The following is a 25,879-nucleotide window of genomic DNA, read 5'->3' as shown; positions in this document are numbered from 1 at the left end:
TCATCATGGTTTCAGCCCCCGATAGCTCTTTACTTCGAGGCTACCAGAACCTGAGAAAATGCAAGTTTTGCCAAGCATTAGGCCGCTCTGAACCGCTCTGACCTGCTCGAACAACCATGGCATTTTCACTTTGTCGTAGAAATCATTTGTCATCACCATCAGATCCTCTAAGCCTAGGTTTGGAACCAGCAGCGCACTACCTTGATATCGAACTCGCGGATAGTTGGATGGCTGGAATACTCCATGAGGGAGGTCGTCCTCATCGCCCAGCCACTGTCTGAGCCGCAGATCGATACACCAACCCTGTTCGAGCTCGATCCAGCAATGGGGAGCAGTGGCCATTCGGCTCAGTCGGTCCTCTGCGTATCCGATACGACATTGATGGAAGATGCCTTGCTCACTCAGGGCGTTGCTGATCACAAAGGTCAGGCAGTCGCTAGCGATTTTGGCGTCTTCAAGCGGCAACAGCGCGAACTCAAGTTCATCATGCCAGTCACTCATGGTTGGGCTCCTTGAACATCAGCTGTTGGCCCTGTTCATACAACACCGGATAGGTGAGCGGCTCTCCGTCCTGAAATACGGTGTTTGGTGGAAAGTACATCACTATCCAGGGAGGCATGTCGGCGCTGACAGCACTATAGAACTCACCTACTGGAAAGGTGCGTTCGTCACCGGACTGCCGAAATATCAGCCGAGAATATTCCTCGGGATGGTTGGCAGCGATATTATAACTGGCAGCTTCTCTCCCAGTGACATAGCTTGGAGTCTTCCAGTAAGTCGGCTGCTGGATGTTGTAGGCGATGATGCAGTTACTCTTACCACAGTCATATCGCTCCGATGTTACCGACCACAACATGAGTGGGTGCTCGTCAATCTCCGGCGTCTTTACGTCTGTGAGTTTCGTTGCCGTAATTGACATCGACTCGGCGGCATGGGTGATAGCCTCATCTACGACCGTAACATAGTGCTCATAGGCGTCATCCTGATTCGCCGCCAGTGACCCCGGCATCCAGCCAATAAGACTGGGTCGCGCCGAAGGGTTGTCCGGGGTCGCCATAATGTCAGTCGCGTTAAACATAAAAGTCTGGGTTCCAGACAAATGTCGAAGTGGGGCATCAAATGAAGTCGCCAAGCTGGCGACATCTAACAATGTTGTAAACAAGCCTTTGCGGTAAGAGCGAGTGCCGTCTGGTGAGTCCCGCAGATCCTGATCGTAAACGCCACCGGCACGTGCCAGGTTCAGTGCGCGGGATGATTCGTCGTCATACTTCCGAGGCGTAGCAGCGCAACCCGCGAGCGCGGCTGTAGTTACAGCAAAAAAAAGGGTCTTCAACTGGGTCATTTTGAACTCCTGCGTTTACTAAAATACTCGCACAAAGTTTCAAATATGCAAGAGACAAAATAAAAAATAATCAATTAAATCAATACTTTGTACTTTAAGTACAAACTTCGTTGAATTAGAAGAGATGCGCTAGGAGCGCCGCTCTTGCTAGACTTGCTGGCAGGTTTTCTTCGGTTGAGACGAGGTGGTAGGCAGCCGGAAAAGGATCAGGAATTCCCAGTTTCCCACTTATCCCAGTTTATAATCATGGGTAGTAACCGATTGGGCCAATCAGAGATAAACTTTCTATTTTTGGGTAGTAGAATGGGTAGTTGTGGGTGATGAATAACTAAAAAATAATATAAGACTTTGTTTTTTAAGGCTTAAAATCTTTATTATTTGAGCAGATCCAGAATATTGAATAAAACTCACTAACACTCAAAAAACACACCTCCAATTAAAAAACTCACTTTATGGTGGGTTTTCATTCAATTGGTGAGTATTTTTCACTGCTAATCTCGAACTATTAGTGAGTACAAGGGGTGGCCGTATGGCTAATGATACAATCGGGCGTTGCCGACGAGGAGAGTAATCCAAATGGGTGTTTTTAGATTTTTAGGTTTTTTAGCATCTACAGCCTCAAAGGATAGTCGTATCTAGATAGATACGCGGTCTTAGTTATTGTAAAGGAGACAAAGATGTGAAGCTGCTATACAGTTGATTTACTTTATTACAACCCCTTCACTTTCAGCTTTCTTCAAGGTTTCAATGAGTAACTTACTTTGTTTCTCCGTTGGTATTTTTTTAGGAATTTGTGTAGCGACTCTCATAATTTCAAGCTCTTTCTCGGTAAAAACGTCTAAAGAACCACACTGAAGCAGCAGGCTAGTCCATTGTTTTGGCTCAATTTTTAAGACCGCTTTTTGAGCCTCAATTCCATCGTCCATTTTCTGTATTTTTTGGGCCTGCTTTTTTTCATTCTGTATAACTTCTTGTGAGACAAGGCTGTCTTTAAAACCCTGTGGCAATAGCTTAACCAAGCTTTCTGAATTCTCTTTTAGCCTTTGCCAGCACCCTTCCTTTTTACACCACTCGGTAACGTTAGATATTCCTTGTGGCGGTCGAGTAATCTCATCATGGACAAACTCTGAAGTTATTTCTAGGGCCCTTTCTAAATCATTTGATATAAGCTGCTTATTCCATATATGCATAAAATCTATAGACTTGTCGAGCGTTGAAGAGTAATAGCCCAATAGTGCTAATGTATAAGCAACAACGTTTGCTCTATAACCACCATTATACCAAGGCTGAGCTGAAACCAACTTTTCTGTTTTTCTAAAAATGATGGCGCGAGCAATAGCTCTTTTGTAATAAAACTCGTTAAAGTATTTAGATGATTTTTCCCATTCAGAGCCAATACGCTTGGCATACTGAGCAAAGTTTTTCTGAGCTCCAAGGTTAACGAATCTTGGATTTTCGTCCCAAACGTTCTCAAACTTAGCAAGATCAGTTTTAGTGAACATCTGTGGTTTGGGGTTTTCTGCCTGAAACTTTTTCTTTTCGCCTTGAGTTAGCTTGCTTTGCGCATCAGTATATTGACCACGGGCACGCTCATAAAACCATTTTGTCTCTCTTAGCGCCCCTTGTTGAGCGGGGGCCCATATACGCCTCGAGAACTCTTCCATACGAATATGAAACGGATGATTTGAAAAGAAATCAGCAGCATTTACTTTATTCTGAGTGTTTGCGTATTCAGAAATCTTCGGCACGACGACTTCACTTTGTTCGCTATCAATTATTGATAGCTTCATCTGAACAAAAACACCTTCCAAGGAAATCTTATCTTTACGACTTGTATGAAATAGTGAAGCAGTGGTTTGACCGCCATTTACTATTTGAAGATCTTTCATCCGCACCACTTCAAGTCCGGAACTTCCTAGCCTAACTTCTACTTCCTGAGCTGTGGCAGTAATACCATTATTATAGGCAAAGAACATTTGCGGCTCATTGATAATGGTACTTCTTATCCCCTTATTAACATTCCCTCGAGCCTGCAAAAAACATCGTACGTTTTGCTCTAATAATCGAGCTCCATATTTTTCATACATTGATGATAAAATAGCTGCTGGAATTACCATCAAGTAAGACTTGTAAGTATCTGAGCCTAAATGTGCAGGCAAGCACGAAATCCCTGTTCCATAAGTTTCAGGGAAATTTATATCAAGAATTTCCTTTTGGCCTCGGGAACTTTGTTGCCGCTGCAACCTGGAAACATCCCAAATATGATACGATGCTGGAACTCCTGAAACCTCATCATCTTTAATGACGCTTACTCGACCACTCAAAACTCGCTCAGAGAACAGATAAAAATTTACCTTTTGAATTGCGCGTCCTCGATCATAAACTTGCCTTGATAGCCCATATTCCGGGGCTGTCTCTTCGAGATCTTTGAATAACTCCTTGAGTTTACTTGCTTCAAAAAACTTCGTAACTCGCTTAAAAGTGCTATCTACTTCGGTCCCCGTAAGAGAAGCCAACTCCTCTCTACAATCGAAATCTGCAATGATAAGATCTAAAGTACCCTCATCATTAAACCAGTAACCATCAACTCTCATTCCTCTTTGTGCGCGATAGTGACAAAGCTCAAACCCTCCCAAAAACCCGGTATCCATCAACTCATGAGCAACGGTTTCTACAAACTGCGACAATTGAAAGCTACTACTGGCCTCCGCCCCAGCTAACAAGTCCTGCTTGAAATCATGAAAAAAATCTTGGATGGTTTGTTCCATTTTACCTTCCCCATACATCCTTATCTGCGCATAAAAAGTCTCGAACGCTTTCTAACTTAATTTCATAACCAACTCTCGTAAGGCCTGTATGTAATTCAGTTCTTACGATCTTTGGAAACTCACGGTCGACATGGTATGTTTGCTCTTCAGTGACAATAAATTTAGGCTTATCGTAAGCAAGCATTTTCACATAGCCAGCTTTAGCCAGCTTTGTACCAAACATCTCTATAGCTTCAGCGTCAGTGAGGCTTTTCTCAACCGCCTTTACTAACTCGTTCAAGGAAGTTGAAGCGTTTGATTCGGGCATGTCAATCAATCTAAATACTTTGAGAAACAAGCTACTGCTCAAACTTTCAAGTTGATCTTCTGATGAAATTTTAACTGTATTTCTCTCACGACCGGAAAGAGATTTAACTTCAACAGCAGTATCGGAAAATATAAAATCCTGATGAGAGGTTTCAGGTCCCTGCCATGCTTCTAACGCGTCTAGCTCATTATTCATTTCACTTAGCATTTGTACCAGGAACTTAAGTTCACTGAAAAGCCCCCTTACTTCTTCTGCACTAAGCACCCAGCCTTTCTTCCCTGCCATAAATGCTTTCCAGCGTTTTATTTGGGACAGGGCAACAGACAACCCAACCAATGGGTCTGAGATCTCAGAAAGTTCCTGCACCAACGTTTCGCATAAGCTGTAAAAGAGGTCTTGGTCGACATGCTTCTCAAGAACCAAAATCAGGCCTTGATTTCCCGTTGTGCTTAGCATTCTGTAGTCAATATTTATGCCATGGATCGATACCAAGTTTTTCTGGAAGAACTCTGTTCCATCTTCACTCATTTCATAAATAAAAATACAGTGACCACTAGAGTCCTTTCCCCAGTACAACGGAAGATGTTTACTTTCTCTTATTAGCCTTACACTCAAGTCTTCTGAAGGAGTTTTAATATCATCCCAAGGTCTAAATCTATTCATCATCGTCTTCGACCTCATCTTGGATCAAAGTGTCTAGATCTATTCCAATAGATTTTTCCAAGTAAACTCTATTCGCCACTACTGAAACAGTATGAAAGTAATCTACTTTGGGGAAGCTAAGAACGAATGCAGGAACAGAAACGTTTTCGTTATCGCCATCAACCAGATTCAAGTTATAAATGATAAGGAGGGGCTTATTTCTTTCAACTCTATAGTACCTGTCTGCTGGTTTCTTTATATCCCTTCCTTTTTCCTTAGCATCAGCGACCGCTTTCTCCATCGCGGCATCTCTTTGCTCTTGGGACAACCCATAATGCTCATGTCTTCCTCCAACGCGCGCTTGATTCACCCTCCAGTTGCTTTCACCTTTAACAAAGGTCGCCCTGCGAGTTCTTGGAGACAAGGTATAGTCATGCTCTAATGTACCAGGCTTTTCTGATACTAAAGCCACATCAGAACATGCGTATTTATTTATGATTGAATTCAAATACTTTAAAGCAAAATTCCGCTTTTCCGATGTCTTAGGTGAGCACTTAAATTGGTTTAAAAATTCGACTATTTTATTCGTATCAACATCACCTAAATACCAACCCTTCCCACCTACAGTTGGTAATATTTTTCTATCTTCCACACCAAAGTTCTCTTTCCAATACTCAGCGATCAGCCTCTGATTAAAGTCGTTTATTGACCTCTCGTTTGGAAGAATGTCACTTTCAACAGCTTTTTCACTGTAGTTTTGCCTAACAGTTATGCTTTCAGCAGACCTCATCTTATTAGCAGCAGTAACTAACAAAGTATCAGGATGGGACATCACGTATAAACCGAAATCTTTAGGACTTAGACCGTCAAGCCTCATTTGAATAACCTGATCACGCAAATCTTCTGAAGATATTGCAATGTGTGAATACCAATCTATGGAGTCTTGGGGTAAGTGAACCCTGCACAAATCATCATAACCTGAACGATAACCGAACCAACGCCCCATCTGCATAAGCGTGTCGTACATTCGAGTATTTCTGTACATGTAACTAATACATAGGCCCTCAATTGTAAGACCACGTGAAAGACTTAAACCACCTACAGCAATAGCTGTTAAACCATGACCATCTCTTTCATATTTCTTGTAATCAAGTGGCTCATCGGACTTACTGTTAACAACAAAAGTTCTTATGGATTCAACAGCATCATACAAAGCACGTTTTAGTTCTTCCCAAGAAACATCTGCATCGTTAAAACCAGCTTCAAAAACCTGCTTCAACTTTTCCATGTTTTCATTTTTTTGAGAGACTGAATCCGGCATCAAATAGTTTGCCTTGATAGCTTCCTTCAGTTTTTTTAGATATACGCTGATGTGTGTGCGAACTAACTTTTGAACATCCACAAACCTCGACACATTGACAAGCATTGAGCAATGCTTTTCATCTTGCCTTCTTATCTTTCTGATCGCTTTTACTACAACAAATTGCCGTATAGCCCTATAAAGCGATGGAGGAAGATCTTGAACATCGAAATCTTTTTTATGGACGAAAGGAATGTAGTTCTCTGCATCATCAATTGTTTCCAAAATTCGATCAGAACTATCCTCATCCAAAAAAACCCTGTCAGGACCAAAATATGTTGTCGGAGCATCAAGACAATAAATAAAGTCCCGAGGAAAGAGCTCTTCTCGCAACTGTTCATCACCATATGCATCGGGGTTAATGAAAATATTAGCGAACGGAGTTGCTGTGTACCCTACGTAACAAGACTTATCAAATAAACTTAAAATTTCTCTAATTCTTCGGTTTGTTTGTGTAGGGTCAGTATCTTCCTTTTTAGTATTGATCGACGCGTTATCAGCTTCATCATCGATCATCAGCATAGGAACGTCCTTAATTTTTCCATGCCCTTTAGAATTCAATTCATCTAACCAACGGTGTAGTGATTTTAATGTTGAAACATTTTTTTTAATAACGAGTATCACCGGCTGACTAAAGTCGTTGATACTCCAACCACTGTGATCTGCTGTCCTCTTATTAAAATCTGCATATATGTTAGTCAAAGTTGCTGGATGCGGATAATCGTCATGACCAACACCAACAATTTTCCACTTGTCTTCAACGCGTGTCCTACCAACAAAGCCTTCATCAACTCGTTCCTGCGTCTGTTTACGGAGGTTATTATGAACACCTGCGATTACAATAATGAATTTGTATCCAGCATCTGCCGCTTTTGCCACCAACCCCAAGTAATTCGCAGTTTTACCCGATTGCACGTGACCAATAACCAATCCACGTCTATCCCACACACCAGGCGACGTTGGATCTTGAAGATGGCCAAGTATTTTCGTACCTACATCACTCAAAGACTGAACTACTGTAGGAGACCATTTCTCTTTCTTAAGATGCTTTTCATATGCATCAGAATAATACCATTCAATATCTTTACGCTTATATACCCACTCTTTATCATGAGTTGCTTCGGGATCGACAAGTGAAACACCCAACCCCATTCGAGAATCTATTTCATAGTAGGCTTCCTTTGCACAACTGATTGCATCACCTTCGTCAAGACCTAACACCTTTGCCAGATCTACTGCTAAAGCATCAACTTCTTCGCGTTTTGGAACATACTCTGACCAACGCGTTTTTGCTGCAGTGATCAATGAAACAGTAAAATTTTTTTTTGCCTCCAAATTCTCTTTCTCATTTTCCATTTTTTATTCCTTCAAAATATTGTTCCACCAGCTCCTTGTGAGCATCAAACATACGTACAGAATCAATAACATTCCGAAACATATCAACATTCATCTCACCAGAACCAAATAAGGACTTTCTAAGCTCTTCGAGCTTTTGTAAAACATTGTTTTTCTCTATTGAGAATTGATCAACGCTTTTAGGCGCTGAAGAGTAATCCGAGTAGATCATCTCTACCGGAATTGCTGCTGAAACAGCTTCCAGATATGAACGTAAAGTTGAAGACTGTTGGTCTGACAACCCCTCTTTTAATATTTGCAAAAGAGGATGAGATAAATTCAACTCAAAACGAACTCGATTTCTATCACCATAACGCTCCCAAATTGACTCAGGAGAATCTTGGAAAAGCTTCTGCCCTCTACCTCGATGAATTCTGGTGCTTGTGCCAGTAACCTTAGATAATATCTGTCTAAGTCTTTCTCTAACTTCATGCGGCGGTCTTGCTCGCGATTTTTTAATATCAATTGTCCAGCTTTCATCTAGAGCATTTGGAAAATCAATCTGAACTCTAGCAAGCTTGGTCGCTTCACCTTTGGGAACTAACCTGAACCAGTCTCCCCAAGCCATAAGCCTGCCATTTCGGTAGATATATGCTCCCTGATTTGAGATGAAGCTGCTACGATCTTCGTAGAAATCATATTCCTTCGCCGTGAGCTTGCTATGATGCGGTAGGATGTATGGCTGAATAACTACTTCCATACCATCAACGCGGACTATTTCCTTTGGCAGTATCTGCGTCGCTTTTATTTTTCGACAGAATGGATCGAATGCATCTGTGGGGTTACCATTTATACGAATGCTAAGTTTGGGATGATGTTTAACTTCACCAGCTAGAAACCTATGAAAAACCAGAGACAAATGGCGTTCAACGAGATCTAGTTTTTCAAAAACAACTTCATCTCGCTTGCTACCATACTGGTCTTCAAACAACCGATCTAACTTAGTCCAGACAACCGCTGTACCAGTCTCACCTAAGTGCCCTAAGTACGGTATTTTTTTGATATCACCGTCATCCAGAATTGACAGGCACCATTCGTCTCTCTTACTTACATGATCTAGATCCCATTCAGCTCCACAAACTATTGAATTTATCGAGCTGACGACCGTCAAATTTCTACATTGTGAAAATGAAGCTGTTTTCAAACCCAAACCAAAGCGACCCAGATCATTAGGCTCTCTAGTCTGCTTGGGGTTAGCTGAGCCATGTTTCATTGCAAGTAGAAGTTCGTCCTGTGTCATTCCACTTCCGTTATCTATGATAACCAGTGTCGGCTCTTCACAAGTCAAATCACAGTAGACATCGACTTCAGTCGATCCAGCCGTGATACTGTTATCTATTATGTCAGAAACAGCTGTCGCCAAGGAATATCCAAGGTCTCTCATAGACTCAGACAATGACGAAGCACTTGGTGGCAATGTATACTCTCTGGCCATTAACTTTTCACTCCCTTAAAAACTTATGAATCTGTTCTACGATCTTTCCCGGAGCTTCCTTTGACTCACATTCCCAAGCAGTAAAAACGTGCCAACCATCAACAGCTAATTCCCTGTTCTTTTCTTTGTCTCGCTGAACAGTTCGTTCAAGCTTTTGTCTCCAATACTCCATTCGTGTTTTGGGCATACGCGGATTCCGCCGTATCGGTACTCCAGGTTACTCTCATCTAAATTAATTTTTAACGGAGTAACTCCAGTACAACCTTGCCTATCTGCTGTGCCAAATATGGTGGCACAGCATTTCCTACCTGTACATACTGCTGCGTTCTATTCCCTTCAAACTTGTAGTTATCTGGGAACGTCTGTAATCGCGCGGCTTCACGCACGGTTAAGCTACGGCATTGTTTAGGATCATAGTGAATAAAGTAGTGACCATCTTTTGACATGTGGCTCGTTACCGTTGTAGAGCACTTATTAGCTGCTTGAGTACGGAACCTATCGTCGTGCGCGCCAGTTTTCCAGTTACCATGAGCAGGAGCTAACTGATCTGGAAAGCTCTTAGATTTTGGTGAAGAGCCACCACTGAGGTAGGTATATGCAGAGCTATATGCATAGCGCAACAAGTCACTCTCCATATGGGCGCGGGTCTCATGATTTAGAACACATTTGGGTTTATTATCTATATACCAATCCCAAAGGTGCCTAGGGACCTTTGGGTCCACACCAGCAATATCCTTACTACTTCGAGATAAACCTTTTCTCGGCTTTAAATCTAGCTCTTCTGTATTCGAGAAGGATTTACTAAGGAGCCGTTTTACTGTTTTGGCATGCCTTTCAACGATCTTCTCCCAAGCCTTGTTGTCATCTTTTTGCTTAGATAGTCCACTTCTTAATTTTGGCAAGTCAGAAATTGCCTGCTCAACAGTAACGTGTTCACTACTTGGCAACAAAGTATCAGGATATTTATCAATGTCTTCTCGCACGCCCAGTAAAATTACTCGATGTCTCGCCTGAGGCACACCATAGTCCTCCGCCTTAATAAGAAAATCGCTCGTCTTATCATAATCTGGGTTGGCAGGATCATTAGCAGGCTTAACTAGAGAGTAAACGTTATATTTCGCTCCATGTATGGCCGTCACTTGTTCAGGGTTACGTAAGTCTTTAAGCATCTGGGGGAATATTGGCTTATCTTTAACCTTGGCAGAAAGGATCCCCCTGACATTTTCCATGACGAACACATCCGGCTGGGCTATTGATAGCACTTTCAAGTACTCTTTGTACAAAAAGTTTCTCTTATCAGTCTCAGCCTTATAGTCTTTTATTCCCGCATTTCTTGAGCGACCGACCAACGAGTATGCTTGACAAGGCGGCCCCCCAATAACGATTTTGGGCCTATTACCATGAGCATTGACTAACTGTTTAATTCTTTCGTGAATAAACTCGTTATCGTCACCCAGAGCTCTTGGTTTGTATAGTGTCTCAGTTCGAGCGGCTTCTGCTTCTTCAGGATGCTGATCAAACAGCTTCTCGCGCGTTATTTGACCACATAGGTAATCGTGATAACTCTGTAAACCCTGTTTATTTTCTTTAAGTTTCCGATATAGTGCGCGCGTTGTCAGCGTCAAATGAGCCGACGACTCTTTTTCCACCGAGAGGCCTATTTTAAAAGGACGATATCCATTTTCGTCTGTAACAGACGAGATCCCCTCACCAAGCCCTCCAGGGCCAGCAAACAGGTCAATTACAAGAATTTCATCGGCTCTCATGATGTAACACTACTACAAGTAAAAATGCCCGAGAATAATACTAGGCCAATCGATATAAACAACCGCTTTGTAGTCCCTTTTCTGCCACGCTTCATCTCAAATACTCTCCCCGTGTTCGATGCGGTAGCCAAGATCGATGTAGCTCGGCCAGGTGTCGGCGCCGCGGAGTCGGGCGATAAGCTCGGTGGCGGCGACGCGATCGGCAATATCTTAGAATTTGGCGCTGTTATCTTAATCACAATCTGAGGTCTTTCGTTGATGTAGTCTTGTTTGAATCCATCATACCCACTCTTTACACCGTTTTGTTGTTACAGATAACGAAAAGCCTCATCCGTCACGACACGCGCTTTTCGTTGTCGTACATACTGGCGCTTAGGCTGTTAACTCAAGGTAAGGTGATACGGAGCGGCGCATCATCTTTTAGCGCGTGCATAGGCGTGGACACTGAAAGTGACCAATGGATGGATTTTTAGGTGCTCGTCATCCATTACAAACCCTTTAATGAGGTATGCTTGGAGAGTTTGCGTTCCCATTGACGAAACTCAGCACCACGACTCGAGCGAACTCGATAACTAACGGCTATCACCAAGGACAGGCCAAGGTGTTGAATGTTATCAGACTTACCGCCTGACGCAGTTGTTCGGTAAAACCGAACAACTGCATTTTCGTCTAATTTACCTTCTGCATAATTGATAGAACACGCTTATGCACACCACTGCTTCTTCGTAGACTTTTCGATCTCAGTAAATATCCTTACATTCTCCATTCGATCTAGATATATGATTTTAATATATTTATTTACTGGGAAATGTGGCGCGTTGGTCACTGGTGTTTGCAGCGAAAGCGGTTTGCCTATCGGCCTAGTTAATGCCGCTCGACGATGTAAAGCTAGCCCATATCAAATGGATTTTTGGGTGTGCCGTCATCAAGTAACTCAGATGCGATGGCTGTTACCTCACCCTGAACGTATGCCCAATACTCTGAGTTATCGATGGTTCTTTCTTTAATTTTCTGAGGGATAAAACGGCTCATTTCCATATTGAAGTCATTGTGTACTTCCTCTTCCGACATTAGCTTGGTTAACGCAGCAGACAGCGCCTGTCGAAAGTCATCTGTTTGCTTGTGTCGGGCGTTGAGTTTCTTCTCAACCAATATCTTGGATAAATCAATCCCGCGCTGCTTAATCCAAACAATATCCCAAATATCACGAGGCTTGATACGCCTTGCTCGATACGCTAATGCAATAAGCTTATCGGCCAATGTTTCTTGTAGTGATTGAACAGGAACTAAGATACCTTCTGTCGGTACAACCATATCGTAATGATTGATTAAAGGACGCTTTTCGATATCGAATGAAGGTATGGCACAGACGTCAATATGCATTTTTTGTCTTGGTAAATCAGGACGATTAGGCGCTTTCACGATACTAACCTTCCACGAAACGGTATCCCCTTGCTGCTCGCCAGAGGGCTTGTTGACCCACACTTCAGTTTCATACTTATTTTGGATATAAGTCTGTATCTCAGACTCCAGCCCCTCAAACTCGGACGGTTTGAAGTCATGGCCACCGTTGAAATCAAGATCTTCTGACAATCGACTGCTGTTGTAGCACATGCGTAGTGAGGTGCCGCCAATAAAGGTTAACCGCTGCAGAACGCCTTGCTTGATCAGCACATCCATAATGTCATGATGCAAGATCTCTTTTTCGATCACGGGCGTGACTGATGCATAGTCAGGGTTTGACTGTACGATTTGGCGAATTTGTTGCTTCAGCATACGCTATCTCCTACACGCTCCCCCATACTTAGCTCTCCAGCATATGTAGATTGCGGCGGCAGTGCTTTAGATCTGCAATCGCTTGTTCTTTGAATGCGCGATACATTTGGATGTCGGGGTCATAGTATAAATTAGGGGCGATTTTTTCGACTGGCCTTTTAGTATGGGTAAATTCGATCACGCCATAAGGCGTATTAAAACAACCACTTCGACCTTTAGTCACTACCGTGGTCCTGCCCATCACAATTTGCGAAATATCACCGGTATGACTGAGCTGGCTTTCCAAGCTGATGTAATTCAATACCCCACTACGTAACTTTTTGATGATTTTATAAATAGCCGTCTCAGGCTCAGGAGGGGTAATCATGCTTTCATAGAACCCTTTTACCACCCGTCTTAGCAAGCCCTTTTTTACGCTATCTGCGAGGAGTTTTCTAAAAGCAGGATCACAGGGCACACCCAACATAAAAGCAAGCTCAGCTGCACTGTGAACGCCTCCGCCAGCGCGAACCGCTTTTGCGAATACGTTTAGTAGCTCATCAGACTTTGCCATAGGTCTACACTAAATTACCAAATAACTCACTTAGCGTAGACCTATTATTAAACCAGCGCAAGAAAATGGTCTACACAAAGTTACTTTATAGGTAACAATGTGTAGACCTATAGGCGGACAAAAAGGCTTTCAGCCAATCAAAACTGAACGATAATTTTGCTAATAACACCTTACGACGGCTATTAGCTGCTACAAAGCGCTTAAACCACCGTTCAAAGGACGCAGAATTATCGTGAAGCTGATAGGCCTCAAAGAGCTGATGCAAATAGCGTGATGCCGCATCGTAGCCACTAGGGCAAGTGCGATTTGCTTGCTCGTGCGCTTGCTGGCAACCAGGCTCACGCTGGCGATAAATAGCGGTTAACGCTTTCACAGACAACGCCTCACCGCTGTGCCATGGCTCCTACCTCAAATACTCTCCCCGTGTTCGATGCGGTAGCCAAGATCGATGTGGCTCGGCCAGGTGTCGGCGCCGCGGAGTCGGGCGATAAGCTCGGTGGCGGCGACACGGCCGATTTCTTCTCGGGGGGTGATCACTGTCGCCAGTTTGGGGAGCATGGCTTGGCTGATGTCGTGACCGTGAAAACCGGCAATCGCAATGTGTTCCGGCACCTTGATCCCGCGTCGTTGGCATTCATATAAAGCACCAATCGCCAGGTCATCGTTGGTGCAAACAATGCCATCCACCTCGGAATGTAATTCAAGCAGCTGACCGAGTAACTTGGCCCCTAAGGTAAATGATGAGGCGTCTTCAGTCTGCAGGCTGATCGGCGTTTGCTGGGTTTGAGCAATCGCTTGATGATAGCCCTCCAGCTTTAGGCGCGTGCGTTCATCCATACGGGCGGCAAAATACGCGATGCATTGGCGGCCTTTTTCAATCAGGGCCTTAGTCATATCGCGCGAGGCTTTGGTGTTGTCAAAACCGACCGCTTGCTCGATGCGTGGCGATACGCTATCCATGATTTCAATCACCGGAATCGAGGCGGTTTGCAGCATTTTGCGCGCTCTATCGGTATGCACATTTTCGGACAAAATGATCGCATCGACGTTATACGAGAGCAAAGACTCAATGCTCTGCTCCTCGAGCGCGGCGCTGTAGCTGTAGTGGGCAATCATGGTTTGATAGCCCTCTGGTGAGGTGACGGATTCAATCCCGCGGATCACTTCGGCAAAGACTTGGTTGGTCAGGGAAGGCACCAGCACGCCAATCGCATGGGATTTCGCATTGGAGAGAATATCGGGGGCGCGGTTGGGAATATAACCCAGCTCCTCTACCGCCAATTGGATTTTTTCACGGGCGGCGTCCGAGACCATCGCCGGATCGCGTAAACAGCGGCTTACTGTCATTTTGGTGACGCCGACTCGGTCGGCAATGTCTTGTAATGTCGGTCGCTTTTTCTTATTCGCCATCTGGGTCTGTCGTTGATGCAGTCTTGTTTTGGCTCCATCATACCCACTCTTTGACCCTTTTTGTTGTTACGTGTAACAAAAAGGCGCGCCCATCACAGCGCGCCTTCTATTATCGTATTTGCTGGCGCTTTGGCTGCTCACTCCAGGTTAAATGGTACTGGCGTGACTCATCGTCATCCACGCGTGCATAGCCATGAGCGCCAAAATAGTCGCGCTGAGCCTGAAGCAAGTTAGCGGGTAACACCTCGCTGTATAGGGCATCAAAATAACTCAATGACGCCGTCATCGCGGGAATAGGCACCGCTGCTTGTGCGGCACTGGCAACGGTCGCGCGCCAGCCGGGAGCTTGGCGGTTCACCGCCTCGGCAAAGGGCGCGACAAGAAGCAAGTTAGCGACATCTGGCGTCTGTTGATACGCGCTGGCAATCTCGCTTAAACATTGTGCGCGGATAATGCACCCTGCGCGCCAAATCTTGGCAATTTGCGCAAAATCCAGTGTCCAGCCTTGTTGCTGCGCGGTGGTGTTGATCAGATCAAACCCTTGGGCATACACCGATAATTTGGCGCAATACAGGGCGTCGTGTAGGTTTTCAAGCTGTGTATCAATATCATCATACGCAACAGACGCTGGGTTGGTGCGGGTTTTCGCTGCCGCCACTCGCACCGCTTTTAAGCCACTTTGGGCGCGTGCAAACACCGCCTGGGCAATGGTCGGGGCCGCGACACCAGTTTGCAGCGCATTCACTGCTGTCCACATGCCTGTCCCCTTTTGGCCGGCTTTATCCAGCACCACCTCGACGAACGGCTTACCTGTGATAGGGTCTGGGGTTTGCAAGATCTCGGCGCTGATTGCCATCAAGTAACTATTGAGCGGCCCTTGGTTCCAACGAGCAAAACAGTGGCCAATTTCTACCGCCGACAGTCCTAGTGCTTGCGACATAAAATGATACGCTTCCGCAATTAACTGCATGTCCGCATATTCAATGCCGTTATGTACCATCTTGACATAATGACCCACCCCCGCCCCGCCTAAATAAGCGGCACACGGCTCCCCCTGCTCAAACTGGCCCACAGGCTGACCGGCGTGATCCACTTTTGCCGCAATCGCCAACCACATGGGTTTAACCTGCGCCCACGCTGACGCATCACCACTGGCCATCAGCGAGGGGCCGGTACGCGCGCCCACTTCCCCACCGGAGATGGCAGTGTTAAAAAAGCGCAACTGCCCTTGGTAGTCGCGAGCGCGTCGCTCACTATCCGTCCACAGGCTGTTGCCGGTGTCGATAACAATATCGTCAGGTGCAAGTCCCGCTGCTAGCAACTCACGGATCACCGTGTCGATCACCTCGCCGGCGGGCACCGACAAGGCGATAACGCGCGGCGTTTGCAAACAGGCCAGCAGCTGAGATAGCGAATCGACCACCGTTAGCTGGCCTTTTCCCGACGCCATATTCAGGGGTAGCGCGGCCTCATGCGCCGCTTGCCGGTGATGCGGATCAATATCAAAGCCTGCGACATTAAAGCCATGATCGACAAGGTTAAAAGCCAGGCTTTTCCCCATCACACCTAATCCAACCAGACTTATCTGTGATGGCATCATGACTCCATCTCCTTTATTTGTTGCAACGCGTGCGCGACCACGGTGTCGACGGAGCAAGAGATATCGACAAACAAGGCCTCTTCAGCACTGGGCTCGACCAAGGCGTCAAATTGGCTACGCAGCATGGCTTCACCATGAAAATAGTGGTTAGCCCGTTTTTGTAGCCGTGACCAAATCGTGGCGTAATCCCCTTGCAGGTAGACAATCACTAACTCTGGGTTGTTTTGTCGCAGAACGTCGCGGTACTCCGGTTTTAATGCTGAGCAGGCAATCACCGCCGCTTCGTTGTCGGTGTACAGGCGGTTCAAAGTGCGCAACCAGCCACTACGGTCAGCATCAGTCAGAGGGATCCCTTGCCGCATTTTTTCTACATTGTCAGCGGGATGATAATCATCACCGTCATAAAAAGGCAGGTCGAGTGCACGGGCAATTTCACTGCCAATCAGGCTTTTGCCGCACCCTGAAACCCCCATGATTAATAGTTTTTTTACTTTCATTGCACACCACAACCCTTAGCTAGGCCACACACCAGCGATAACACCTTGAGAACTCGATATTGCTGTTTTAATACCATGATCATTGCCACCACATTGCCAACTCAGGGAAGATAATCACCAATGACAGCACGAACACTTGCAGGGCGATAAAAGGCAGGAGTGAGGTAAAGATTTCACCAAGACTGATGTCTTTCGGGGCCACCGATTTAAGGTAGAAGGCAGCGGGTCCAAATGGTGGCGAAAGGAACGACACCTGCATGTTGAGGCAGAACACCACCCCGAACCAAATGGGGTCAAAACCAAGCCCGGTGATAATGGGCACAAAGATCGGCATGGTTAACAGCGCCACCCCGACCCAGTCTAAAAACATTCCTAAAACGAGTAAGATCACCATCATGATAAGCAAGGTACCTATCGCACTGCCGCCACTTAGGCTCAGGATCACTTGTTCAACAAAATCAATCCCGCCCATCAGGTTGTAGATTCCCACCAGGGCGCTGGCACCAATGCCAATCCACATGATCATCCCGCAAGTGCGCATGGTGGCAATCGCGCTCTCTTTGAGCATCGAAAGGTTCATCTCACCACGGACAATCGCAGACAGCATGATCCCCACCACGCCAAGCGCCGATGCTTCAGTGACCGAGGCCACCCCAGTGTAAATACTGCCAAGTACCACGGCTACCGAGAAAAGCGGGAAAAATAGCGCTTTAAAGTAGCTCACTTGCGGCTCCTCTTCTTCGCCGCTGTCGCTTGGGATCGGTGCCAGAGATGGGTTTAACTTACAGCGAATCAACACATAAGCGATGTAACAGGCGGCAAGAATAAAGGCGGGGAGAAAGGATGCCTTGAACAAATCGCCAATCGATACACTGGCGGTCATGCCGTAAATAATCAGTACGATACTGGGCGGCAGCATGGTCCCCAGCGCGCCCCCGGCACAGGTGGTACCGATCGCCAGCTTGCGATCATAACCAAGGCGGAGCATTTGCGGTAACGCCAAGATCCCCAATAGCACGGTTTCACCGCCAATCACGCCAGACATAGAAGCTAGCAGCACCGCGACTAAAATGGTTTGAACCGCGACCCCACCTCTCACTTTGCGCCCTAGAGATTTCATGGCATCGAAAAGATCTTTGGCAATGCCTGACCGGTCAAGCAGTGCCGCCATTAATACGAACATCGGCACGGCTAAGAAGACGTAACCGGAGGCAAAGCTATAGGTGCGGCTGGCAATTAATGGCATCGCCTCGGGGCCAAACCAAAAGAGGGTAAAAAAGATCGCCACAAACCCAGACACAAACGCCAATTGCATCCCAGTGAGTAGCAATCCAATCAGCATCACCAGCATGAGCAGGCTTCCCCATGCCAGTCCAATCGAAGATAAATCAAACATCGTCTTTGTTCCTCAGCCCCATCAGCTCTTGGATGAGATGCAATACAAACTGGATCACGAGAATACACAGCGCGATAAAAATCAGCCCTTTAAGCAGCGCCGGATAGGGCGCATTGAGCACAGACCCCGAGGTCTCAAGCCGTAATTCGCCCCAAGGCGCAAACCAGGCTTCCTTGGCAAGCGAGTAGGATGAATAGGCCAGCATGCTGGCAAACGCGAGTCCGACGAGGTGATGAACCAGGTTGAGGTATTTGCGCGTTTGTGACGACACCGCGTCGTAAATCAGGACGACACGCACATGGCGATTGGCCGCGAAGGCATAAATGCCACCGATAATGAACAAGGAGCCGCCGATAAATGAGGCGGTTTCATGTACCCAGGTGGTGGGTGAATCAAACAGGTAGCGCATCACCACTTCGTAAAACGAGATAAAAACGGTGGCGATAAATAGCCAACTTAATAAATGGCTCACCTTAATGATCGCCCTATCGAGTACGTTTCTTGGGTGCTCGTCGGGCTCGGGCGGGGTATGAGGCGTTTGTTCAGTCATAAAATGGGTCCACAATCAGGAGGGCAACGCCCTCCTATCACTGGCAAGACAAGGGTTAAGGCTTACAACAAGCCATTGGTTTCTAAGAAATCAGTGACTGAGTCATACACTTTTTGTGCATTGGGTGAGCGCTCGGCAAACACCTTCCATTGGGTTTTGGCGATTTCACGAAACTTCTTACGCTCTTCGTCAGACCAATCGTGGATAGTGATCTCTGGGTTGGCTTTGGCCTCTTTCACCGCCGCCATATCCGCCATTTTCAGCTGGGTGGTCATGTCGTAAGAAAAGTCACGAACAGAGGTTTTCAAAATGGTCTGCAAGTCTTCCGGCATCTTGTCCCATTTTTTCTGCGCGATAGAGATGTCAATCAGTGGCAAAGAGTGGAAGCCTGGCTGCACTGGGTGCGGTGCAATGTCATTCATCCCCGCTTTTTGGTTGGTGGAAAACACGGTGTAATCGGCCGCATCAATTACCCCTTTGCTCAGACCGGTAAACACTTCCGAGCCCGGCAAGTTAACCGGTGTAGCACCGGCGGCGGCAAACACTTGCTGCACCAAGCCTTCTGGGGCACGCAGCTTGAGTCCTTTCAGATCAGCCACGCCATCAATCGGTTTTTTGGAAATAAACGACTCAACGCCTGTGGTCGACGCGCCTACAAACTGCACACCATACGGGGCGTAAAGCTCAGTCATCAGCTCATTCCCACCACCGTAATTCATGTATTGCAGCAGCTGGGTGGTATCGGACCAGGCACCGACCATGTTACCAATCAAGCCAAAGGCCGGATCTTTGCCGGAAAAGTAGCCCGTGGCAGTGACATGGCCGTCCAGGATCCCCATTTTTATCGCCCCGAGCGTCTCGGTGTGTTTCACCACAGAGCCAACAGGCAGTAAATCGATATTAATTTGGCCATCAGACATGGTCTCAACACGGTCAGCCCAGCGCTGCTGAACCTTAAAGTTGAGATCGCCCGAGGGATCAGACGATTGGATTTTCAGATTAAAATCTGCCGCCATCGCTGACATAGAGAACAAGCCAGAGAGAGAGGCAGCGAGCAGGGTTTTCGTTATTGCTTTCATAGTAGGATGTCCTTGTTTTATTTCCATTTATTCCATCAAGCTGGAATGCGAGTGGTCGAAACGCTGGATGTAATTGTTATGTTACCAACCTTCTACGCCGTAAAGTTACCGGTAACACTAATACATGAACAGAGATCGCACTCACAGTTATTGACGAGCTTGTCATAAGCGATAATGGGAAGAAGGGAAATGTGAGGCAAGCCACATGATGGGCTCACCGTTTACTTGGCTCTCATCAAATCATTAGACATGAAAGGAGCCCCACCCTGAAATTGGGTAGGGCGACACTTAGCCGATAGTCTCAGGCTTTTTTTCGGCCACCGGTTGCTCGGCGCGGCGCTTGTGTTTGCGGTATTTTGGGTGGGTGATCGGAATGGCAGAGAGTAACTTTTGCGTGTACTCGTGCTGCGGCTGATGGTAGACGGTTTCGGTCGGCCCTTCTTCCACCACATGACCAAAATACATCACCGCCACCTTATCGGAGATATGACGAACCACCGATAAGTCGTGCGAGATAAAAATCATCGCCAAGTTCATCTCTTGCTGGAGTTTCAGCAACAGATTAAGAATTTGTGCCTGCACCGACACATCCAAGGCGGAGACCGACTCGTCACAAATCAGCAGTTTCGGTTTAAGGGCGATCGCCCGGGCAATACCAATCCGCTGGCGCTGACCGCCCGAAAACTCATGCGGGTAGCGGTTAACCGCATCATGGGGCAAGCCGACTTTGTCTAATAGCTCAAGTACCCATTGGCGGCGCTCTTTCGCGGTGCCAATATTGTGAATGATAAAGGGCTCTTCTAAGATCCCGCCGATGTTATGACGCTGGTTTAGCGATTCGAGCGGGTCTTGAAAGACAATCTGCATATCTTTACGCAGTGGCCGCATCTGACGTGGCGACAACTGGGTGATGTCTTTACCTTCAAAAAAGATCTTCCCTTCGGTAGGCTCAAACAGTTTAAGCATGGTACGGCCCAGGGTGCTTTTGCCACACCCCGACTCGCCCACCAGCCCGAGGGTTTCACCTTGGGATACCGACAGCGATACGCCATCGACCGCTTTAATGGTATAACCTTGACGAAGCAGGCCTTTGCCCGAGACAAAATACTGCTTCAGATTTTCTACTCTGAGGACTTCCTTGCTCATCTCGCGTTCTCCTGCAACTACGGGGATGATGGCGCGGCATCAAACTCTTCCAACGGGCGAATATCAATCATCTGCTTGGGTTGGTGGGTACGCCCCGGCATTAACCCCAGCAAACGCTTGGTATATGGATGGGCAGGGTTGTCAAATAAGGTAAAAATATCTGCCCGTTCACGAATTTGCCCGTCATACATCACCGCCACATCGTCACACACCTCGGCGACCACCCCCAGATCGTGGGTGATAAAAATTACCGCCATGCCGGTTTCTTCTTGCAGCTCGTTAATCAAGTCCAAAATCGAGGCCTGTACCGTCACATCCAAGGCGGTGGTTGGCTCATCACAAATCAAGATATCAGGCTTGCAGGCCAGTGCCATGGCGATCATTACCCGTTGGCGCATCCCACCAGACAGGTTGTGCGGATACTCATTGAGACGCTTTTCAGGCAGTGGGATTTTTACCTTGTTCATCATATCCAATGCGAAGGCATACCGGGCTTTTTTATCCAGCTCCGGGCGGTGCAACATCAAGACTTCATTGATTTGCCGACCAATGGTATGCACAGGGTTCAGCGCCGTCATTGGGTCTTGAAAGATAATCGAGATCCGATTACCGCGCATTGCATAGCGCTCTTTGGCGGGCAAGGTCACCAAGTCTGTCCCGCGATACAGAATCTCGCCGCCGGTCACCTGTCCGTAAGGCTTAGGGAGCAAGCCCATGATCGACATTGCCGTGACACTTTTGCCACTGCCCGACTCGCCCACCAAGCCGAGCGTGCGCCCGGCTTTTACTTCAAAGCTCACCCCGTGAAGTACCTCACGGGGGCCATCGTCAGTGGTAAAATTAACGGTCAAATCCTTAACCGAAAGAATGACATCCTGGGTCATAAGCGCCTCTACAGCTTGTATCTGTCATCAATGATGGTCACCGGCTCAAAGGCTTTATCGTCCTCCATCGCCTCTTCGGTGGCGTCTTTCATCTCTTCATCGATCCAGAAGGTGCCAAAGCCCATCACGCGGCCGCTGGTGACCATGTTTTCGGTGCGCTTGGTCATCGCGTTATCTGGGATTTGCACATAACGCCAAAAACCTTGACGCACATACGGCACCATGTAACCAGGTACAATCACACTGGCCTCTGAAATTTTGGCGCGGATTTGATGCGACAGCTGATACTTTTTCGCCGTATCAAACTCGCTTTTATAGGCCATGATCAGCTTATCCAATGCCGGTGAGCTGTAGTTAGAGTGGTTGTTTGTTTGCGTTTTATTAGCGTTATCCGAGTGGAAGTACTCCCAATAGGCCGGAATTTCCGAGGTACCCATATTAAGAAACGCCAACTGATGCTTTTTCTCGAGTACGTATTTAAACGCCGATGAGCCATCGACCAAGTTAATAGTAAATTCCAGTCCTGCTTGCTTAGCCTGCTCTTTTAAGTAAGCAATGCGTGGTGTGTGCTGCTGATACCCATAAGTAATCGCGAAGCTTAAACGCTCGCCTTTGTCATTGACGCGAATACCATCGGCGCCAACCTGGTCAAAGCCGGCTTGTTCGAAATAGCGGATCGCTTTTTTAGGATCAAACGGTGGCGGCGTCGCACCGTCATTGTCGTATTCACCATGACCAAAGCCCATTGCATGCGGTTTACGCGAGTAATCGCCACGGGTGATTTTTTCAATCATGCCGTCAAAATCGGTAGCATAGAGAATCCCTTTGCGCACATTGATATCATCCAGCATTGGCATGGCCGAGTTCATCCACAAACCGCCCGCGCCAACCGGCACTTCGTTATACCCCCAGAACTTGGTGATATAGCCTTTTTTATAGGGTTCAGATTGGGTTTTTTCATGCCAGATATCAGGAAGAACCAAATCGAACACATCCAAATTCCCCTTTTCAAAATGCTTCATGGCAATGTCGTTATCGCGGATCACGCGCATTCGAATACGCTCAACATTGTAGCGATTTTGGTAATAGGGGTTGGTATAGCCCCACCAATCATCGACATGATTAAAGGTGAGTCGGCGTCCTTTTTGTACACGGCCCAGCTCATAGGGCCCCACGGTGGGCTCGACCTTAAAGTTATAGCGGCGCACATAGTCGTCAGCAATGCCGTCTTGGTTTTCATCTTTGCGCGGATTGGCGTAAAAATGCGCGGGACGCGGGACCAAACTTCCCAAGGTATACATCAATTCTTCTTGGTTTTTTTCTGTTGCAGTCGATATGGCTACAGTATGGTCGTCGATTTTCTCTACGCTAGCGATGGTGTTGGTGTAATAGTCGTTGTACCAAGGGGCAACAATGTCTTTGGAGCGATAAAACTGCAACATAAAGACAAAATCATCGGCGGTCATTGGCTCGCCATCCGACCAGGTTGCCTCAGGGTTGAGCTTAAAATAAATGGTTTTATTATCGTCGCCATAGGCCCACTCGTTGGCCAAATCCGGGATCCATGCCAGTGTATCTGGGTGGCGCTTTACCAGTGAGGGCATTTCATCAAGAAAGTAACTGCGCAGGCCCGAGTTAGAATCCGGCCCCACGGTGCGTAATGTCTGCGGAAAACTCTGCAAGTGGGTACGCAAGGTACCGCCGCGCTTGGCGTCGGGAGAGCCGATTTTAGGCGCATCCCAGTTGGTTTGCCAATTGAGGTTCTCAGGCAACTCCGCCGCCCAGCCGCTGAGGCTAAACAGGGAGACGGAAGTAGCAAGGATCAGTTTTTTCATCTTGATGTCCTTATCTTGATGCACACATTGCTTGTTGTATTTAAAATCAGTCATAACGGGTGAATTTTTTCGGATCAAACGCGGCGCGTACCGCTTCTCCAATGAAGGTCACCATCACCAACACCACCACCAGGGACGATACTACAGAGGCAACAATCCATGGCGCGTCCAAATTTGATTTACCTTGCTGTAACAGCTCGCCCCAACTTGGCGTCGGTGGCATCAGCCCTAGGCCAAGATAATCCAGCGCCGTTAACGCGGTAATATTGAGGGCGATGGTAAAGGGCGCCAAAGTCACAATCATCACCATGGTGTTGGGCAAAATATGCCGGAATAAGATCCGGCTAGTAGAGGCACCCAATGCACGCGCCGCCATCACATAATCACGCGCTGATTCTTTGTACGTCATAGTGCGCATATACCAGGTAATCGCCATCCAGCCAAATAGCACATTAATCGCGACGAACAAGGTAAAAGTGGGTTGGAGAATCGAGACTAGAATCATGATGACGTACAAAAACGGCACCATCGACCAAACTTCGATAAAGCGTTGGAAAAACAGATCAAACTTGCCGCCCCAAAATCCCATCGCACAGCCCACGGCGGTGCCAATCGCATAAGACGCCGCCATGGTCAGTAACGCAAAGCCCATAGCAATACGAAAGCCGTATACCAGGCGGGCGAGAATATCGCGGCCAATATCATCGGTACCGAGGTAATGCTTGTCTGCGGCACTTGGCGCTGTGGGCGGAAAGTCGCCACTAAAGTCCTGCTCGAGCGGGTTCCACGGCACCAGTGGCATGACCACATAGTTATCACCACCTTGTGCCTCGAAGGCTTTGGCAAGTTGACGATAGTTGGCTTCGCTGGTGCCCACTTGACCAAAGTCGCGCGCCAAGTACACATCGCTAATAACAGGAAAGTAATAGTTGCCGTCGTATTTGACCATTAACGCTTTACTATTGATTAACAGCTCGGCAAACAGCGATAACACCAACATGGTGGTCAAGATGATAAACGACCAATAACCGCGTTTAATTTGCTTAAAACTGCGGATTTTCTTTTGAGTTAAAGGGCTAATCGTCAACATATCAAGATCCAAACTTCACGCGAGGGTCAATCAAGGCAACACAGATATCGGAGATAATGTTGCCCGCCAACAGTAATAGCGCATTGATGGCAACAATCCCCATCACTACCGGATAGTCGCGCTCCATAATTGATTCATAGCCGAGCAAACCAATGCCGTTGATGTTAAAAATCACCTCAATCAAAAATGCACCGGTCATAAAGAACAGCAACGAGTTGCCAAAATGGCTAGCAATCGGGATCAAGCTGTTGCGCAGTGCATGTTTGCGCACCGCCGAGCGGAACGGTAACCCTTTGGCAATCGCCGTGCGGATATAATCCGCTGAGAGGTTTTCCATCAGGTTGTTTTTCATCGTCATGGTCAGGGTGGCAAAATCACCAATCAGATAACAAATCAGCGGCAGTACCGCATGCCACATCACATCTTTGGCGCGTTCCCAAAAACTGGTCGCGTCGTAGTAAGCATCGCCCACAAAGCCCCCCATCGGGAACCATTCGAGGTGATAGCTAAACAAGGTGATCAGCAATACCCCGACCACATAGCCGGGTAAGGCAAACCCGATAAAGATCAGCACCGAGGAGGAGGAATCAAACACCGAGCCGTGCTTGAGGGCCTTGTAATAGCCAAGCGGGAGGGAGATAAAATAACTGATAAAGAAGGTCATGCCGCCGTAAAACAGCGACACCGGCAGGCGCTCGGCAATCATATCTGCGACCGGCTCGTAATAGCGAGTCGACTCACCCAAATCGAAGTTGGCCAGTTTGCCCAGCCAATCGACATAGGCTTCTAGAACGGGTTTATCGAGGCCGTAAAATGCCTTGAGTTCAGCAATCTGATCGTCCGATAACGCCGAGCTGTCACCAGCACGTTGCAAGCTCGACCCAGCATCACCTTGTGCTTGCATTTGGGTCATCATTCGCTCAACTGGCCCACCCGGTACTAGGCGAGTAATACCGAAAATCAAAATGGTAATGCCGAGAAATGTCGGTATCACCAACAGTAACCGGCGTAAAAAGTACGACAGCATAGTCCACTACTCCCTGTTGAC

Annotated in this window: 21 protein-coding genes; all 21 read right to left on the bottom strand. The window is 47.0% G+C overall.

Annotated features, from left to right (window positions below; translation table 11 throughout):
* Positions 1 to 3 precede the first annotated feature (3 nt).
* Positions 4 to 501, bottom strand: coding sequence for a hypothetical protein (locus FCN78_RS00805; protein ID WP_198534911.1), 498 nt, complete (start codon positions 499 to 501; stop codon positions 4 to 6).
* A complete protein-coding gene (locus FCN78_RS00800; protein WP_077659141.1) occupies positions 494 to 1,342 on the bottom strand; it encodes a hypothetical protein in 849 nt (282 codons plus the stop codon). Before FCN78_RS00800 ends, FCN78_RS00805 begins: the two co-directional genes overlap by 8 nt.
* A 701-nt stretch (positions 1,343 to 2,043) precedes the next feature.
* Positions 2,044 to 4,110, bottom strand: coding sequence for an AIPR family protein (locus tag FCN78_RS00795; RefSeq protein ID WP_077659140.1), 2,067 nt, complete (start codon positions 4,108 to 4,110; stop codon positions 2,044 to 2,046).
* Position 4,111: 1 nt separating this feature from the next.
* A complete protein-coding gene (locus FCN78_RS00790; RefSeq protein WP_201258654.1) occupies positions 4,112 to 5,083 on the bottom strand; it encodes a PD-(D/E)XK motif protein in 972 nt (323 codons plus the stop codon).
* Positions 5,073 to 7,775 carry a Z1 domain-containing protein gene (locus FCN78_RS00785; protein ID WP_077659138.1) on the bottom strand — a complete coding sequence of 901 codons (2,703 nt, stop codon included), beginning with the start codon at positions 7,773 to 7,775 and terminating at the stop codon, positions 5,073 to 5,075. Before FCN78_RS00785 ends, FCN78_RS00790 begins: the two co-directional genes overlap by 11 nt.
* A complete protein-coding gene (locus FCN78_RS00780; RefSeq protein ID WP_077659137.1) occupies positions 7,765 to 9,249 on the bottom strand; it encodes an ATP-binding protein in 1,485 nt (494 codons plus the stop codon). The genes FCN78_RS00785 and FCN78_RS00780 overlap by 11 nt, the downstream gene beginning before the upstream one ends.
* Before the next feature lie 239 nt (positions 9,250 to 9,488).
* Positions 9,489 to 11,015, bottom strand: coding sequence for a DNA cytosine methyltransferase (locus FCN78_RS00775; RefSeq protein WP_077659135.1), 1,527 nt, complete (start codon positions 11,013 to 11,015; stop codon positions 9,489 to 9,491).
* 487 nt (positions 11,016 to 11,502) lie between these two features.
* Positions 11,503 to 11,709 carry a RhuM family protein gene (rhuM, locus tag FCN78_RS16175; RefSeq protein WP_201258656.1) on the bottom strand — a complete coding sequence of 69 codons (207 nt, stop codon included), beginning with the start codon at positions 11,707 to 11,709 and terminating at the stop codon, positions 11,503 to 11,505.
* A 194-nt stretch (positions 11,710 to 11,903) separates the two neighbouring features.
* Complete coding sequence (locus FCN78_RS00765; RefSeq protein ID WP_077659133.1) at positions 11,904 to 12,791, bottom strand: nucleotidyl transferase AbiEii/AbiGii toxin family protein; 888 nt, start codon at positions 12,789 to 12,791, stop codon at positions 11,904 to 11,906.
* Positions 12,792 to 12,819: 28 nt separating this feature from the next.
* Entirely contained in the window at positions 12,820 to 13,344 is a 525-nt protein-coding gene (gene abiEi / locus FCN78_RS00760) for a type IV toxin-antitoxin system AbiEi family antitoxin (protein ID WP_077659132.1), read from the bottom strand.
* Between the two features lie 408 nt (positions 13,345 to 13,752).
* Complete coding sequence (gntR, locus tag FCN78_RS00755; protein WP_077659130.1) at positions 13,753 to 14,754, bottom strand: gluconate operon transcriptional repressor GntR; 1,002 nt, start codon at positions 14,752 to 14,754, stop codon at positions 13,753 to 13,755.
* A 109-nt stretch (positions 14,755 to 14,863) separates the two neighbouring features.
* Positions 14,864 to 16,354 (bottom strand): NADP-dependent phosphogluconate dehydrogenase, encoded by a 1,491-nt coding sequence (gene gndA, locus FCN78_RS00750; RefSeq protein WP_077659129.1) that lies wholly within the window; start codon positions 16,352 to 16,354, stop codon positions 14,864 to 14,866.
* Positions 16,351 to 16,851 (bottom strand): gluconokinase, encoded by a 501-nt coding sequence (locus FCN78_RS00745; RefSeq protein WP_077659128.1) that lies wholly within the window; start codon positions 16,849 to 16,851, stop codon positions 16,351 to 16,353. The genes gndA and FCN78_RS00745 overlap by 4 nt, the downstream gene beginning before the upstream one ends.
* 79 nt (positions 16,852 to 16,930) lie before the next feature.
* Positions 16,931 to 18,247, bottom strand: coding sequence for a TRAP transporter large permease (locus FCN78_RS00740; RefSeq protein ID WP_077578197.1), 1,317 nt, complete (start codon positions 18,245 to 18,247; stop codon positions 16,931 to 16,933).
* Positions 18,240 to 18,797, bottom strand: coding sequence for a TRAP transporter small permease subunit (locus FCN78_RS00735; protein ID WP_069361934.1), 558 nt, complete (start codon positions 18,795 to 18,797; stop codon positions 18,240 to 18,242). Before FCN78_RS00735 ends, FCN78_RS00740 begins: the two co-directional genes overlap by 8 nt.
* A 62-nt stretch (positions 18,798 to 18,859) precedes the next feature.
* Entirely contained in the window at positions 18,860 to 19,876 is a 1,017-nt protein-coding gene (locus FCN78_RS00730) for a TRAP transporter substrate-binding protein (RefSeq protein ID WP_077659127.1), read from the bottom strand.
* Positions 19,877 to 20,164: 288 nt separating this feature from the next.
* Positions 20,165 to 21,022, bottom strand: coding sequence for an ABC transporter ATP-binding protein (locus FCN78_RS00725; protein ID WP_077659126.1), 858 nt, complete (start codon positions 21,020 to 21,022; stop codon positions 20,165 to 20,167).
* 17 nt (positions 21,023 to 21,039) lie between these two features.
* Positions 21,040 to 21,906 carry an ABC transporter ATP-binding protein gene (locus FCN78_RS00720; RefSeq protein ID WP_077659125.1) on the bottom strand — a complete coding sequence of 289 codons (867 nt, stop codon included), beginning with the start codon at positions 21,904 to 21,906 and terminating at the stop codon, positions 21,040 to 21,042.
* Positions 21,907 to 21,914: 8 nt separating this feature from the next.
* The gene (locus tag FCN78_RS00715) at positions 21,915 to 23,741 is read right to left on the bottom strand and encodes an extracellular solute-binding protein (RefSeq protein WP_077659124.1); all 1,827 of its coding nucleotides are present in this window, start codon (positions 23,739 to 23,741) and stop codon (positions 21,915 to 21,917) included.
* Between the two features lie 46 nt (positions 23,742 to 23,787).
* Complete coding sequence (locus FCN78_RS00710) at positions 23,788 to 24,831, bottom strand: ABC transporter permease (RefSeq protein ID WP_077456761.1); 1,044 nt, start codon at positions 24,829 to 24,831, stop codon at positions 23,788 to 23,790.
* A 1-nt stretch (position 24,832) separates the two neighbouring features.
* Positions 24,833 to 25,858, bottom strand: a complete 1,026-nt coding sequence (locus tag FCN78_RS00705; protein ID WP_069361939.1) for an ABC transporter permease subunit — start codon at positions 25,856 to 25,858, stop codon at positions 24,833 to 24,835.
* Positions 25,859 to 25,879: the final 21 nt, after the last annotated feature.

This window comes from Salinivibrio kushneri (genome assembly GCF_005280275.1).
Taxonomy (GTDB): Bacteria; Pseudomonadota; Gammaproteobacteria; order Enterobacterales; family Vibrionaceae; genus Salinivibrio; species Salinivibrio kushneri.
Note: the sequence above shows the minus strand (reverse complement) of the source record. Positions and strands in the feature narration are given on the sequence as shown.